Raw genomic sequence first — 16,421 nt, forward strand, 5'->3', positions numbered from 1 at the left:
TCATCATATTAAAAATAGAACATTTAAAGTAAGATATACTACCATATTTATATTATAAAGAGCTTTCTCTCTATTTAAATAAATAGCATCAGGACTGATTTTTATTTGTTCATTTGCCTTTTTGCCCATTCCAGCCTTCGTTGATCGGCTAATGGAGTCACTTTAAACTCTTCGAATGTAGCGGTGAACCCTTTCCCGTCCGGACAAGCTCCCATTAATCCTACCATGACAGGACAATTATCTTGCAACCAACACGTGCGCATCATAATATATTCTTTGTCGTCACGTGAGAAAAATATTTCTACTGCATCCAGGCGACGGACTGCTTTTATCCATATCGAACGGGGAGCATCCGGCAATTGTACTACACTCCAGTCGCTAGTCCGATGCGTAACTACGGCACTTACATTCTGTTTGCCATCAACGTATTCCACACCTGCTTTTATCCAGTTTTCATGGTCGATGCGCAGCATTAATCCCATTTGGTCAAAGGTGGTGACATAGTTGCCGGTTATCTTTACTTTGGCTTCAAATTCTCCACCATAAGTCGCATAATAGAAAGGTCCGTCGTCCACTGTGAACCCATAATGAGAAATCCTCCAAAAGTCTGTTTTTGCAGGAACATCCATCACTAAGGTTTTGCCATCTTTTATTTCCCATTGTTGAGGCTCGTTCAGCCAATTCATTTTATTCAAACTTTGTGCCATAGAAGAAGTTGTTACTGCCATAAAGGCTATTGACATCATTTTGATTTTTAAATGTTTCATGATCATTTCTTATTTGATTATCTTTATCTTTGTGGTGCAAAGATAGGTCATACCTCCGTGTGCAACAATACTGAATAATAACCATTTTATAAGATGGACGTATTACAAAAGGAAATAGATGAAGTTTATGCGACACAACTGATAGCCGATGAAATATTGGACAATGGAGTTGTAGAGCAACATCAACGCTTTATTCATTCATTGACGGAGATTAATGGTGGATGTGCTGTTATTTCAGATCTTTCGAATAGGAAAAGTTACATTGCCGTTCATCCTTGGGCGCATTTTCTAGGCTTAACTCCCGAAGAAGCTGCTTTGAGTGTGATTGATTCTATGGATGAAGATTGTATTTATCGGCGTATTCATCCTGAAGACTTGGTAGAAAAGCGGTTATTGGAGTATCAGTTTTTTCAGAAGACCTTTTCGATGTCTTCCGAAGAACGGTTGAAGTACCGGGGAAGATGCAGAATACGTATGATGAATGAGAAAGGAGTCTATCAGTATATTGATAACCTAGTGCAGATAATGGAAAATACTCCTTCCGGAAGTGTATGGTTGATTTTTTGTCTTTATACCTTGTCTGCAGATCAACGAACGGAGCAGGGGATATGTCCCACTATTACCCATATGGAACGTGGAGAGGTCGAAACGCTCTTTTTTTCGGAAGAACATCGCAATATCCTATCCGAACGCGAAAAGGAAATACTTCGCTGTATACGTAAAGGACTATCTAGTAAAGAAATAGCAGCTGCCCTTTATATTAGTGTGAATACAGTCAATCGACACCGGCAGAATATTTTGGAGAAACTCTCTGTCAGTAATTCGATAGAAGCGTGTCGGGCTGCTGAATTGATGAAACTGTTGGATTTGTAATCCAATAAGATGGGTTAAAGGGTGAATAACCAAAGGATGAAGCCGAAGAATGCGATGGTTGAGAGGATAGCCACGATTACGCCTATCGCCACTCGGAACACTCCGTTTACTATCTCCGTGATGACGCCCCAAAGGATGCCCAATATCCCGAAGGCGGTGCGCACGATTAAACCGCATATCGCAAGTCCTATGTATTGCGCCACTTGTCTGAAATTTGCCGTTGCCATCATATCTTCGCTGTTTTGATTTTTTTGTTTTTAATGCGGATTCAAGAGCTGAGGGAGTTGAGTTTCAAACTATCTTATCTGCCTCTCGTTTATCCGACACTTTTTTTAATGCGTCTTTCTGTCGCATCGGTCGTTTTCGTTTCGGGTGCTTAAAAAGGTAGGGATTAGGGAATGCAAGGTTTTTCGGGAAAAATACTACCCGCAGTGCTGGAGATTTTTCCTGAAAACAGGAGGCTTGACCTTGCTTTCCCGTCCAATCCCGGAATTACCTTTGCGCCCAGAACGGAAATGACTGCCTGATGCGGCTCACTGAAAGGCGCGGAAATGGAGGTAAACGGAAGTGGAGGCAGATTAGACAGAAAATTTCAAAAGAGAAATCCGTGAAAAAAAGAAGTCCACAAAAGAAAAAGGGAGATAGCCGGAAGCGTGAAACCGGGCAAACCACCGTGTGGAAAGTATGGTTTTATATATCCGGCAGGACGTGTCCGGTCGGAGATATAAAATCATTCTTTCAGGTTTGCCTGCCGTGGGTGACGGCTTGTTCCATTCATGGAGCGGGCGGTCATGCACGGCTTTCCGCTTCCGGCTCAAATGGACAGCGAAAAAGAAAAACCGTCCGAAATCCGTAAAAGCACCTCTCTGGCATAAGCGCAAAAGAAATGGGCCTTGCATCATCAGTCTAAACTTCTGTTTAGGCGTGAGGCAAAGCCCTTTTCTCCGCTTATGCGGTAGTCGGCATACGTTCGTCCAAAATCTCTTTGGGCGATGGTGTGCCGACGGACAAAACCGCTTTTACGGAAAAACTTATATGTGAGGATAAAAAATCAGGAGATTTATTTCTAAATCTCCCGTTTAATTTCTATTTTTGCATACGAAGAGTTCTTTGAAGGTTACGCAACGCGCAGAAGGATAATGCAGTAGATAACTAACTAATTCGTAACCTATTACTATCATGAGCAATTAACCTACGCTCATTTCCAATAAATTACACTCTTTTCGTAACTTCCAGAGGCAAAGTTACAATAAAAAGAGGAATAAAGGCAGACGGTTTGTTTTTAGAACCGAATCTCCATTTAATTTCATAGAAATCTCTATCTTTGTTACTCGTTTTTTTGAGTTTGAATTTTAATTGGATATACAATAATGAAAATAGGAGATAAAGTACGCTTTCTTAGTGAGGTAGGCGGTGGAATCGTAACTGGATTCCAGGGAAAGGATTTTGTGTTGGTAGAAGATGTAGATGGGTTTGATATTCCGATGCCGATACGCGAGTGTGTCGTGATTGAAACAGATGACTATAATATGAGGCGTAAACCCGGTTCGTCTGCGCCGAAACCGGAAGAACCTGTTAAACCGGTAAAACCGGAGATGCCTGTTATTCAACGTCAGCCGGAGGTGCGTGGAGGAGATACTTTGAATGTATTTCTGGCTTATGTGCCCGAAGACGCAAAAGCGATGATGACTACTCCTTTTGAAACTTATCTGGTAAATGATAGCAATTATTATTTGTATTACACTTATTTGAGTGCAGAAGGAAAAGCATGGAAGAACCGTTCGCATGGTTTGGTGGAGCCTAATACAAAATTGCTGTTGGAAGAGTTCACCAAAGATGTATTGAATGATATGGAGCGGGTGGCTGTTCAGTTGATCGCTTTCAAGGACGGTAAGCCTGCGGCTATCAAACCGGCTGTTAGTGTGGAGATACGGATCGATACCGTGAAGTTCTATAAACTTCATACCTTTAGCGATTCTGATTTCTTTGAAGAACCGGCTTTGATTTATGACATTGTGAAAGATGATATGCCTGCCAAACAAGTATATGTTTCGGCGGAGGAGATTCAAGAGGCTCTGCTGCAGAAGAAATCTGTAGATAAACCGAAGTCACAACCTATTGTGAAACCAAACCATACTACTCATGGCGGAAAGAGCGGAATTATTGAAATAGATCTTCATATTGATTCTTTGCTGGATGATACTCAAGGGATGGGCAATGCTGAAATACTGAATTATCAATTGGATAAGTTTCGCGAAGTGATGGAAACTTATAAGAATAAGCGTGAACAGAAGATTGTCTTTATTCACGGCAAGGGAGATGGGGTACTTCGAAAGGCTGTCATTGATGAATTGAAACGGAAATATAGTAATTGCCGTTATCAGGATGCTTCTTTCCAGGAATATGGGTTTGGGGCTACGATGGTGACTATTAAATAAATATCACTGTCTCCAAGGATACAAACACATGGATAAAGAACAGCTAAAAAGGCTACGTTTAGGTTCATATCGTGATTTTGATGCATTATATAAAATGTATGCAGGGAATCTGTATGGCTTTGTGTTAGGAATGACACGTTCTGCTGATTTGGCTGGTAGTATTGTCCAGGACACTTTTATAAAGGTCTGGATCAATAGAGAGCTTATTGATCCGGATCTTTCTTTTAAATCATATTTGTTCAAAATATCCCGGAATCTGATTATTGATGAATTCCGCAAGCGACTTAGTGAACCCCTTTTTGAAGACTATCTGAATTATTGTGATGAGGCTGTATTAAGTACTCCTACCGAGATTGAAAGAAAACTGGATTTTGATCTTTTTGTAGAAGAATTAAATCGGGCAAAGGAGAAATTGACTTCGAGGCAACGAGAAATCTTTGAGATGAGTAAGGAGGAAGGATTAACCTCTTCAGAGATAGCTAGCAAATTGGGAATAAGTGAACAAACTGTCTATAATCAACTTTCTACAGCCTTACGGCTTCTAAAGAAGGAAATAAAAGGTACTCTTCTCTTCTTTTTCACTCTTTTTTTTTATTGATCGAAAAAAACTAATTTTTTCATAGTAGATTATATTAGCGGTTTCGTATTAACTATATAGAAACAGCTAATATATGGAAAGAAAGACACATACTTTATTAGAAAAATTTGTGCGTAATTCTATCACTTCTCAAGAAGGTAAAGAATTAAAGGACTCTGTTGCAAAGATGTCTGACGAAGAATTAACGCAAACATTGTCAGATGTTTGGGAAAATTATGGAACATCGGTTACCGTGCCGGATGGTGTTAGTCATTTTATGAAAAAATTAAGCCCGGCAGCCCATTCCCATCAGCCTCATTTCTTATATACTTTTCTCAAAGTTGCGGCTGCGGTTATCATACCGGTTTTGCTAGGAACTCAAATATATTTCTATTATAATAATGAAAAACTAAATAGTCTGTTAAATTCGCAGTTGACAGTACAGGTAGAGAGTGGAGACAAAACGGAGCTGATATTGCCGGACGGTACGAAAGTTTATCTGAATGCTACTACTTCTTTTTCATACCCCTCTGATTTCGGATTAAAAAATAGAAGTGTATATCTTTCAGGAGAAGCTTATTTGGAAGTTGCCAAAGATGCGAAGAAACCATTTTATGTACACACGGAGAATGTGAATATTGAAGTGTTAGGTACAAAGTTCAATATCTGTGCTTATCCTGAACAAGAACATGTGGAAACGATGCTGATAGAAGGGAGCGTCAAACTGACCACTACAGGTGATCGTGCTCATGCAATTGTTATGAAGCCGCATGAAAAGGTAGTTTATAGTAAATTGAGTGATTCATTGTATGTTTCACCGACATCTGGTGAGTTTGAAACTGCTTGGATGAGAGGAGAATTAGTATTTCGGTCAACTTGTTTCTCAGACATCATGAATAAACTGGAAAAACGTTATGGAATGAAAATTGAAATATTAGAGAATGAGTATAATTCGGACTTGTTTACCGGAAGTTTTAAAGAAGATAATATTTATGATGTATTGAAGATCCTTCAAATGCATTATGATTTTACCTATATGGAGAAGGATGGTAAAATAGTGATTCAATCAGAGTAATAACTTTAAATAAAATAGGATGAAAGAAAGAGCACCATAAAAAAAGGAACCGAAAAGTTGGCAGACTAACGGTTCCCCTCTAGTTAATACAATTGTGAGTACTATTATAGTATTAACCTTATATGATAATATAATGAAAAATGTCAAGAAAGAGTATAACTCTTCTAAATGCAACTTTTACAAAAGTAGCAATAATTATTTGATTCTGTTTTATATCTTTTTATTTTTTATTCCATTGAGTTTGTTTGCGCAACAACAGAATGAAAAAGAATATATAACATTGTCTGTGAAAAATACAAGTATACAGCATGTTTTAAATCAAGTTGAAAAGGAGACTGTATACAGGTTTACTTATCGTGATACTGATTTAGCAAAGGTTGGAAAAATAACTATTTCTGTAAAACAAATGCCTGTTGAAACTTTCCTGAAAAAGATACTTTTATCTACAGGGTTGACATATCGAAGAAATGGAAATTCATTTGCTATTATCAGAGAAAGCAGGAAAGATAATAAGAAAGACGACGTAAGAATAATCAGCGGAATAGTGACGGATGGTTCCGATAATACACCATTGATTGGAGCCAGTGTTAAGATTAGGGGGAAAGACGTAGGCGTAATAACAGATTTGGACGGAAAGTTCTCTCTTCCGGAATGTACGAATAAAAGTGTATTAGAAGTTTCTTATATTGGTTACGATAAGCGTTTGCTCCCTGTAGGAGATTTGGGATTTATTGAAGTGAAAATGGGATCCTCCAATGAATTGGAGGAAGTGATTGTTGTGGGTGCCGGAACTCAAAAGAAAGTGTCTGTGACAGGTTCTATTGCTACTGTAAAAGGGTTAGAACTACGAGCCCCCAGTTCTTCTTTAACAAGTAATTTTGCTGGAAAATTAGCGGGAGTTATTTCATCTACTACTAGTGGAGAACCAGGTTCTGTATCCGAATTTTATATTCGTGGAGTTGGAACTTTTGGTGGACGGGCCACTCCATTGATTCTTATGGATGATGTGGAAATATCAGCTGGTGATTTGGACCGTATTCCCGCTGAATCAATCGAGAGTTTCTCAATTTTGAAGGATGCCTCTGCCACTGCTATTTATGGTGCACGTGGTGCAAATGGAGTTATGTTGATTACTACTAAAAAGGGAATGGAGAATACTCGTACAAGAATTAACGTAACAGTAGAGAATTCTTTTGTGAAACCGATGAACCGGGTTGAGTATGTGGATGGGCCTACGTGGATGAATTTGTATAATGAAGCTCTGACTACACGTACTCCATCGGCTACTCCTAAGTATTCTGATGAAGTTATAGAGTATACTCGGAATGGAATCAATCCCTATGTTTATCCGAATGTAGACTGGTATGGTCTGATGTTTAAGGATTTTAATATGAATCAGCGTGCAAATATCAATATGCAGGGTGGTGGTTCTAAAGTAACTTATTATATGGGAATTCAGGCAAATCATGATACAGGTTTACTGGATGTACCGAGCACCTATTCTTTTGATAGTAACATCAACGATTGGAATTATATTTTTCAAAATAACATATCTTATAAACCTACTTCTACCACAAAGATAGATTTGCACCTGAATGCACAGTTTGGAAACCAGAAAGGTCCTGGTATTTCTACCACTGACATATTTAATGCTGTTTATAATGCCAATCCGGTGGCTTTTCCTGCCACCTATCCGACAGAAGAAGGCGATAATCATATTCGGTTTGGTAACTCGATACTTACCGGGTCGACTGTGAATGTAAATCCCTATGCTGCTATGATGAGTTCATTTAGTGAGAGTAACTATTCTACTATAAATGCTTCTTTGCGTATCAGCCAAGAGCTTGATTTTATTACTAAGGGGTTGAGCGCAACGGTACTTGTAAATATGAAAAGCCACAGTAGTTCTTCATACACAAATACACTTTCCCCTTATTTTTATAAAGTGATGGATTATACCTGGGATCCCTCTGATCCGGAGTTTTTCTATCTTGAGTTATTACAGAAAGGAACAGATTATATTAAACAGGGGACGATCAATCGTTATTCTGACAGAACCTTTTATTTTGATGCACGTGTTAATTATAATCGACGTTTTGGTGAAGACCATACAGTTTCCGGTATGTTAATGTATATGCAGCGTGAGTATCGCAGTGATGTATTGCCACAGAGGAATCAAGGATTATCCGGACGTTTTACCTACGATTATCAGAATAAATATTTTGCTGAATTTAATTTTGGTTATAATGGAACGGAACGTTTGGCTAGCGGACATCGATTCGAGTTTTTTCCAGCAATGTCATTGGGTTGGGCGGTGAGTAATGAAAGTTTCTGGGAGCCCCTTTCAACAGCTGTAACTCACTTCAAAATTCGTGGCTCTTATGGTCTTGTAGGAAGTGATGAAACAGGACTTTTGGCTGGTGCCGCTCATTTTTTGTATATTAATAATGTCAATATCGATGGAAGCGGAATATTCTCTACCGGTCCTTATGATGGAGTTTATATATCTAAAAAAGGTCCGGGAATAGAAGGATATGCAGTGGAGAATGCTTCGTGGGAACGTGCTAAAAAATTTGATATTGGAGTAGATCTAAATCTTTTTGATCAGGTGAGTATCACTTTCGATTATTTCCATGACCGTCGCGACCGTATTTTGCAGAAGCGTGGTTCATGGCCGGTTATTATGGGATATGCTCATGCTACTCCATGGAGCAATATTGGGAAAGTGGATAATAAAGGCTTTGAATTAAGCGTGAACTGGAAGAAAGAAATAATAAAGGATATGTTTGTAGATTTACGTGGTAATTTTACGTATACACAAAATAAATATGTGTATAATGACGAACCGGATTACCCTTATGTATGGCAAACGAAAACAGGTAAACCTCTGTCATGTACATATGGCTATATTGCAGATGGGTTATTTGAAGATGAGGATGATATACGGAATAGTCCTTCACAAAAGAATTTGGGGAGTACAGTAATGCCTGGTGATATAAAATACAGGGATGTGAATGGTGATGGTGCTATTACGACAGAGGACCAAGTTATGTTATCTCGTTATGGAGGTATACCTCGTATTCAATATGGGTTTGGTTTGAACTGGACATATAAGAACATTGATTTCGGTGTTTTCTTCAATGGTTCCGCCCAACGTACACTAATGATAGACAACATTGCTCCGTTCTGTTCAGACGTAGGGAATCAGGACCGGAATCTGATGAAATTTATAGCCGATAATTATTGGTCGGAAGCCAGTCCTAATCCGGAGGCTGCTTATCCCAGATTGGGAGTCAATAATTCTCAAGTAGCTAATAATATGAAACCTAGTAGTTTCTGGATGCGTAATGGTAATTTTTTACGTTTCAAAACGTTGGAATTAGGATATTCTTTTTCGTTTTGCCGCATCTATCTTAGTGGAGATAATCTGGCGGTATGGAGTCCGTTTAAACTTTGGGATCCGGAATTGTCCTATAGTGCTTATCCACTACAGCGTGCTATTAATATCGGGGCTCAGTTTACTTTTTAATCAGTTAGAAATACTTCAATAATAATATAGACTATGAAGATCATTCAACACATGTTATATTGGGCAAAAATAATATTGCCGGTCTGTTGTTTTACAGCTTGTAATTATTTGGATGTGGTACCTCCTGAAACGGCTGATTTTGATGATACGATGCGTGATAAAGATGATGCTATCGGCTTTCTTTATTCATGCTATTCAGGTACAAATTATAGTGCACCCTGTAATAATTTGGGCGCATTGGAGAGTTCTACAGATGAATTTGTGAATCCATTATTGTGGGGGTATCTGGGACAACAAGTTAGTTGGGACCAACTTTCGTCTACTTATGTTTCAAATTGGGGCCCGGCTGCTTTACCTTGGAATTCTTGTTATGATTATCTGGGGCATTGTCATTTGTTTTTAAAGACATTGGATGAACTGAATCCGGTTGGTGTTTCTCAGAATGACAGGCAGCGTTGGAAAGCTGAAATTTTGTTTTTACAGGCATATTATCATTTCCGTTTGTTGGAAGCATATGGTCCTATTCCTATAATCGAACATTACTATTTGCCGAATACACCTAAGTACGAATTTCCCGGGCGCTCTCATTTTGATTATTGTGTCGATAAGATAGTGGGTTGGTTGGATGAAGCCGCTAAAGTTTTACCTGCAACAGTGGATGTCAATGATTTGGGACGTGCTACTTCCGTTGCCAGTAAGGCTTTGAAGGCTAGGGTACTTTTATATGCAGCTTCTCCTTTATGGAATGGTGGCTTTCCTTTTACAGGATGGAAAAATACAAACTATGAAACACCGGGGTATGGAAAGGAATTGGTGAGCTTGAACTATAGCCGTGATAAATGGGTACGTGCCAAAACGGCATGTCAGGAGGCATTGGATCTAGCACTGGCTGAAGGAGGAAGGGCTTTGTTTGATCTGCAGACTTCAGAGAGCCTTCGAACTATGCATCAATTGAATCTACCCAATATCCCGGGTACGAGTGATGATTTTAAGAAAAAGGTTATGCAAATGCGCTATATGATGTGTTCTGCAGAAACGGAAGGAAATCGGGAAGTGATTTGGGGAATAGTGACTGATAGGTTAAGTACTAATGCAGTAGAAGCTGTTCCTCATTGGGTAGTAACAAAGAATGATGGTTCTGCTTGGGGAGGTGTATGTGCGATGTCTCCATTACTTTATGCTGTGGAGCATTTTTATACGGCTGACGGAAAACTACCGGAAAATGATTCGCAATTGTCAAAAGATAGCTGGTTCGAATCTGCCGGATATGCAGGTAGAGAAGATATTATAAAATTGAATACGAAACGTGAACCTCGTTTTTATGCATGGCTATCGTTTGATGGTGATGAATTTGGACAGAAGATATGTGATGGTTCTCCCCTCATTGTACAAGTGAGAAATTCTTTAAAGCAGGGATATAATCCGAGTAAGTTTAACCGGGATAATTGTACAACTGGATATTTCCTGAAGAAATGGGCAGCTCCTGATTTGACATTTCGGAAGGATGGTGGGTATAATTATCGTTCAGTACCTACTCCTTTCATTCGGCTGGCAGAGTTATATTTGAGTTTGGCTGAATGTCATGCTGCTTTAGGCGAGCAACAGCCTGCGTTGGATAATTTGAATGAAGTGCGGGAACGTGCAGGTATTTCTGCAATAGGAGCAAAAGATTTAAATGAAATGCCGTTGATGGATTGGATACGTAATGAGCGTTTTGTTGAATTGTTTGCTGAAGGGCACCGTTATTACGATGCACGTCGCTGGATGATTGCTCCACAATTATTTAAGGCGGGAGTTCGTGAAGGATTGAATGCAATAGAAAAGGAGAATCCTACTTTTGAAGAGTTTAATCGACGGACGAAAGTGGATCAGCCATTTCAATGGGATGATCGTATGTATTTGCTTCCTGTCAATGCTAGCGAAATTTATAATAATCCGCATTTGAAACAAGCTCCTAAATATTAATTTGAAAAATGCTGAAGTATGAAAAAATATATTCTGAATATCTGGTTGTTAGGATGTCTGGGTCTGTTTCTATCTTGTAATGATCTGGATGGAAAGTATGACGAACTGGTTCCGGATGAATATCATAAGATTTTATCAATAAAGGAAACTGGTTCGCAAGAGGTTATCATGTCTGTGGAAGAAGAGACATACGAGTATCAGTTGACAGTGATAAAAGGTGGTTTGCGCAAAGATTTGGAAGCAAATGCTTTTTTGGAAGTACTAACACAGGATGAAGTAGATGTGGAGTATAATGATAAACAAGGGACTAATTATCGGGTCTTGTCCAAGGATATGTATGTGATAGTAGATGAGGCTGTATCTATTTTGGGGGATGAAACAGGAAAAACAATTCGTGTTACTTTTAAACCTAAGAAAATCTATGGTGCTATTAAAGAGGGAGGAGCTAATGTCGAATATGTGTTGCCGGTACATTTAGTTAGTGCTAGCGATTCAGTTAATGCTGATAAAAATAAAGTATTACTTCGATGCAATGTGTCTCCTGTAGTCGTATCGTTTGGAGAGAGTAGAGAACAACTGATATTAAACAGTGCTGAAACTTATCATGTAGTACCGGTTAGTATTGTGAAGAAAGGTGCATTGGCTACTGATATACAATTGGATTTAATTTCTCAAGCTGATTTGGATGAAAAATATGGTATTCCTGAAGGAATACCATATAAAGTTTTGGAATCTGATATGTATGAATTGCCGAATAGTCTTATTTCAATGGGGGAATCTGCCACAAGTATTGTTGCTAATATAACTTTTTATCCGGATAAGATTTATGAAGCTAAGAAGAATAATAGTGGAGTGATTTATGTGCTGCCTATCAGATTATTAGCTCTTTCTGAAACTGCAAATACAGATAAAGATGAAATGTTATTGATTTGTGGTTTCCATACTTATACCAATGCAGAAGTGACGGATAAATCGAAGTGGAAAGTTGCTTATGGAACATTGACTTATGAACCATGGGGACATGCTTATTCTTATCTGTTCGATGGTAATGCCTCTAATAATTTCGGTTGGATGGGATATGTGAATGATAGTCATGGTGGAAATTATGGAAATCCGTATGTTGTAATTGATCTTGGATATCCTTATTTCATAGCACAATTAGGTGCGTTCTCCAAATGGGATGTAAAAGCTGGTGGTGCTAACTTCTATATTACTACCGATGATGTAAATGCTGCCCTGTCTGATAATGACTGGAATATACTTTCGGGGTATCAGGGAGAAGGAGAAGAATATCGGGGACTGCATAATCGCCTGAAAGAGTATGACGCTACTGTCAACTGGATCAAAGTTGCTTCTATTAGTTTCCCGGAAGATGGTCTGTATTGGGGAGAAATACCGAATGATATGCTTGATAATCAGTTGAAAACTAGATATGTGAAGATGGAAGCTATTCCAAGTGGAAATGCTGATCGTACGGCTATTTGGGAGTTTTCTATGAAGAAAGTGACTTCTGTTGACGGACAACCAATCGATTAAAATAATATTCCCATCATTGTATGGATATGATGATTACGATGATGGGATTTATAAATATACATTTTATGTTCTTGCATTTAAATATACAAAGAATGAAAATTGCTAAACTAGTTTTTTTATTTGTGGGGTTATTACTATTCTGTGAAATGGATGGACAGTCTCGTTGGCAGATTCAACCGGACCAATCGATAGAATGGAGTATAGGACAGAATATTCCCCACTATGATCATATAGAAATGGGGGGTGAAATGGTCGCTACCGTGCTTCGTTATGGTGTGAATGCTGATGGTACTTTTTCCTTGGAACGTTCGGTGGTATGGCCTATGTTGCGTACGATTCCTAATGATACTCATGCTAGCTTGACCCGTCGTTTTTCTGTTGATTTTTTGGCTATGTTACAGGTAAATGGATTAACCTTGAATAATGAGCAGGTAAAGTCAATACGATTGGATGGAAAGTTGACGGTAGTCAGTGAGTTTACAGTCGGACATACAAGAGGAACCAAGGCAGGCGGAGAGCTTGTTCCTGCGATAGAATTAACTCGCGTCTTTTTTCCTTCTGTTGACAAGCCGATGTTGTGCGAGCGATATACTGTTAAGAATATGGGAAATGAAAAGGTGGAAGTATTGCTTCCTCATTCTCGTGTTGTGTATCAGACAAAGTCGGATCAGGGAGTGGATGGAAGTTATACATTAGTGGCTTCTACTGTTGTAGGTAAAGAGGACGTATTTTTGCTTGGAAGTGGTGAATCCATCACTTTTGGGGCATCGATTCAGGCTTATAAAAGAGGTCAGACGGAACTATTGCCGAATATAGATGCAGAATTTAGTTCACGAGATAACTTTATAAAACAAGTGTGGAATAATCTGGATTTTTGTTCTCCTGATACAACCTTGAATACGGCTTTTGCTTTTGCTAAAATCCGTGCATCGGAAAGCATTTATCGTACAAGTGGCGGGTTGATGCATGGGCCGGGCGGTGAAGCTTATTATGCAGCTATTTGGGCAAACGATCAGGCGGAATATGTTAATCCTTTTTTTCCTTTTCTTGGGTATGAAACGGGTAATGAGGCGGCTATCAATTCTTATCGGCATTTTGCACGTTTTATGAATCCTGAATATAATCCGATTCCGAGTTCAATAATAGCAGAAGGAAAAGATATTTGGAATGGTGCCGGTGATCGTGGAGATGCGGCGATGATTGCTTATGGTGCAGCACGTTTTGCTTTGGAGTTAGGAGACATTAACGTTGCAAATGAATTGTGGCCTTTGATAGAATGGTGTCTGATGTATTGTAAACGAAAACTTAATGATGAAGGTGTGGTAATTTCAGATACCGATGAGATGGAGAATCGCTTCCCGGCAGGAGATGCAAATCTTAATACATCTACTTTGTACTATGACGCTCTTCTTTCTGCCAGCTATTTAAGTGAAGAACTGGGAAAGCCTGTGTCACTATCTAATGGATACCGGAAAGAAGCAAAAATACTAAGAAAGAATATAGCCCGCTATTTTGAAGCGAATATAGAAGGGTATGAAACATACCGTTATTATAAAGGTAACGATCTACTTCGTTCTTGGATATGCGTGCCATTGGTGGCTGGTATCTTTGACCGTAAGGAAGGGACTGTCAATGCATTGCTCTCTCCACATCTATGGACGGAGAATGGTTTATTGTCGCAAACGGGCACTTCTACTTATTGGGATCGGCCTGCTTTATATGCTTTAAGGGGTATTTATGCTGCTGGTGAGCGTGAGAAAGCAACCCGGTATTTACAACGTTATTCCGCACAACGATTATTAGGTAATCATGTACCTTATCCGATAGAAGCCTGGCCGGAAGGTAATCAGCGCCATTTGTCTGCAGAAAGCGGTCTTTATTGTCGAATTATCATAGAGGGTATGTTTGGCATCCGTCCGACGGGGTTACATACATTTGTGTTGACCCCCCAACTACCGGATGAATGGGATTTTATGGAACTCAAAAATGTGTACGCGTTTGATACAAAACCTTTTGATATTCGTGTCATTCGGAATGGTAATGGGATTAAGATATTAATAAAGAGAGAAGGTAAGATTTGGAAATCATACTCTTCAACGGTTGGAAAATCCGTCCAAGTACGATTAAAATAATATAATAACCATCTAATAAATATTATAATGAAGAATTTTAGTTATCGTCTATGCCTTATATATTTCTTGCTGTTTGTTATGGTATCAACAGTTAGTAGTGCTTGTAGCAATGAAGAACGAACTTCAGTAGTAAAGAATGAAGAAGATGAGGAGTTTGTTGATAATATTTCGGGAGAGAAATATGACTATACAAAAACCGGGAAACCGGAACGTCCCTATATGCTTTCTTATCATACTTCTATGTTGATGAAAATGTTTCTTGCGCAACCTGACCTTCAAGGAGGTACTATTAAGAAATTGGGATATAATGATGTATTAGATAATGTGAAGAAGATTGATAATCTAACGCGTGGTATTACAAAAATACTATATCTCGTGGGGTGGCAATTTAATGGACATGATGACAAATATCCAGCCTTTAATGTATTTAATGAAGCACTAAAAAGACCGGAAGATAAGACTGCGCGTGATAGTTATCTTTGGTTGAAAAAAGAGGCTGCCAAGTATAATACAATAATTTCTGTTCACATCAATTTGACGGATGCTTATACGAATAGTCCGTTATGGCATACGTATGTGAAACAAGATTTGCTTTGTCGAAATGCGGACGGCACTTTTTTACAATGGGGATCTTATAATAATATGCCTAACTTTCAAGTATGCCTGGTTAATGAATGGAAGAAAGGATATACCAAGAAACGTATAGACGAAGTGATAGAACTGCTGGATCTGACTTCCTCAAAGACTGTGCATATTGATGCATTTGAACCGCGCGAAAGTCCTTATCACGGGTATTCGAAAGAAATGACGACTGAAGTAATGAGGAAGATTTTTCGTTATTGGCGCGATAAGGGGATAGATGTAACAAGTGAGTTTTATAAGGGGTATCAACGTACTGATGCTTTTTATGGTTTACAACCGGCAGCGTGGTATAGCGATCTGACGGCTGAAGAACGTTGTACAATTAGTCCGGAACTGGCTTGTGGAGGACGTAGTGGTTTGTATGGAACTATATGGGATACAGCTTTCCTGTTTGGTGATAATATGCATGGCGAAGAAATAATAAGTACAAATACGAATTTTACGGAATTTAAAAAGCAATTCTGTATCACTACTTTGCAATGGGCTTACTTGAATAAATATAAAGTAGAAAGTTATAATGCTGATACTAAAACCGTAATCTATTCTGATGGATTAGTTGTAAACGGACAAAATAAAACGCTTATAAAAGACGGAAACCTGGTACGTCGGGATAATAATTTGTTTATTCCTGTGACATGGATAAAAGACCACAAGGAGATTATCGCTTTTTCAGAGAAAGGCTACTCTGCTATGAAATGGACATTGCCTTCTGATTGGACTGGAATAAAACAGGTGACAATATATCCTGTAACCGAGAATGGGTTAGGGAGTGCCCAAATTTTAGCGGTTAGCAATGGACAGATCACTCTGACACTGAATGCAAACGAAATGTATTCAATCCAACCTGTGGAATAAAAATAAAATCATCATTTAATATTTAAACTCTA

12 protein-coding genes are annotated in these 16,421 nt (G+C 38.7%); 10 read left to right on the top strand and 2 right to left on the bottom strand.

The features are described from left to right. Window positions 1-101: 101 nt before the first annotated feature. Window positions 102-773 carry a DUF1349 domain-containing protein gene (locus tag DW862_RS09035; protein ID WP_225472708.1) on the bottom strand — a complete coding sequence of 224 codons (672 nt, stop codon included), beginning with the start codon at window positions 771-773 and terminating at the stop codon, window positions 102-104. Window positions 774-860: 87 nt separating this feature from the next. Between DW862_RS09035 and DW862_RS09040 the strand changes: the two genes are divergently transcribed. Then, a complete protein-coding gene (locus DW862_RS09040; RefSeq protein WP_022199913.1) occupies window positions 861-1,640 on the top strand; it encodes a response regulator transcription factor in 780 nt (259 codons plus the stop codon). Between the two features lie 14 nt (window positions 1,641-1,654). Here the strand turns inward: DW862_RS09040 and DW862_RS09045 are convergent, their stop codons facing one another. Beyond that, on the bottom strand, window positions 1,655-1,870 hold the full coding sequence (locus DW862_RS09045) for a hypothetical protein (RefSeq protein WP_120067884.1): 216 nt from the start codon (window positions 1,868-1,870) through the stop codon (window positions 1,655-1,657). Between the two features lie 377 nt (window positions 1,871-2,247). On the opposite strand from DW862_RS09045, the gene DW862_RS26155 reads away from it, so the two are divergent. The 9 genes from DW862_RS26155 (at window position 2,248) to DW862_RS09095 (ending at window position 16,389) form a co-directional block, all read left to right on the top strand. After that, on the top strand, window positions 2,248-2,496 hold the full coding sequence (locus DW862_RS26155) for a hypothetical protein (RefSeq protein ID WP_207895143.1): 249 nt from the start codon (window positions 2,248-2,250) through the stop codon (window positions 2,494-2,496). Between the two features lie 514 nt (window positions 2,497-3,010). Continuing rightward, window positions 3,011-4,078 (top strand): DUF2027 domain-containing protein, encoded by a 1,068-nt coding sequence (locus DW862_RS09060; protein ID WP_120067886.1) that lies wholly within the window; start codon window positions 3,011-3,013, stop codon window positions 4,076-4,078. 28 nt (window positions 4,079-4,106) lie between these two features. Then, entirely contained in the window at window positions 4,107-4,676 is a 570-nt protein-coding gene (locus tag DW862_RS09065) for an RNA polymerase sigma factor (protein ID WP_120067888.1), read from the top strand. A 73-nt stretch (window positions 4,677-4,749) separates the two neighbouring features. Next, complete coding sequence (locus tag DW862_RS09070; RefSeq protein ID WP_120067890.1) at window positions 4,750-5,730, top strand: FecR family protein; 981 nt, start codon at window positions 4,750-4,752, stop codon at window positions 5,728-5,730. 280 nt (window positions 5,731-6,010) lie between these two features. Beyond that, entirely contained in the window at window positions 6,011-9,259 is a 3,249-nt protein-coding gene (locus DW862_RS09075) for a TonB-dependent receptor (protein ID WP_371414106.1), read from the top strand. Window positions 9,260-9,292: 33 nt separating this feature from the next. Beyond that, window positions 9,293-11,224: a RagB/SusD family nutrient uptake outer membrane protein gene (locus DW862_RS09080; protein ID WP_120067894.1), complete on the top strand. Its 1,932-nt coding sequence runs from the start codon at window positions 9,293-9,295 to the stop codon at window positions 11,222-11,224. Between the two features lie 18 nt (window positions 11,225-11,242). Continuing rightward, window positions 11,243-12,760: a DUF1735 domain-containing protein gene (locus DW862_RS09085; RefSeq protein ID WP_120067896.1), complete on the top strand. Its 1,518-nt coding sequence runs from the start codon at window positions 11,243-11,245 to the stop codon at window positions 12,758-12,760. Window positions 12,761-12,852: 92 nt separating this feature from the next. After that, the gene (locus DW862_RS09090; RefSeq protein WP_120067920.1) at window positions 12,853-14,892 is read left to right on the top strand and encodes a hypothetical protein; all 2,040 of its coding nucleotides are present in this window, start codon (window positions 12,853-12,855) and stop codon (window positions 14,890-14,892) included. Between the two features lie 27 nt (window positions 14,893-14,919). Continuing rightward, on the top strand, window positions 14,920-16,389 hold the full coding sequence (locus DW862_RS09095) for an endo-alpha-N-acetylgalactosaminidase family protein (RefSeq protein WP_120067898.1): 1,470 nt from the start codon (window positions 14,920-14,922) through the stop codon (window positions 16,387-16,389). The last annotated feature ends 32 nt before the right edge of the window (window positions 16,390-16,421 follow it).

The organism is Bacteroides sp. AM37-9 (genome assembly GCF_003603455.1).
GTDB lineage: Bacteria > Bacteroidota > Bacteroidia > Bacteroidales > Bacteroidaceae > Bacteroides > Bacteroides xylanisolvens.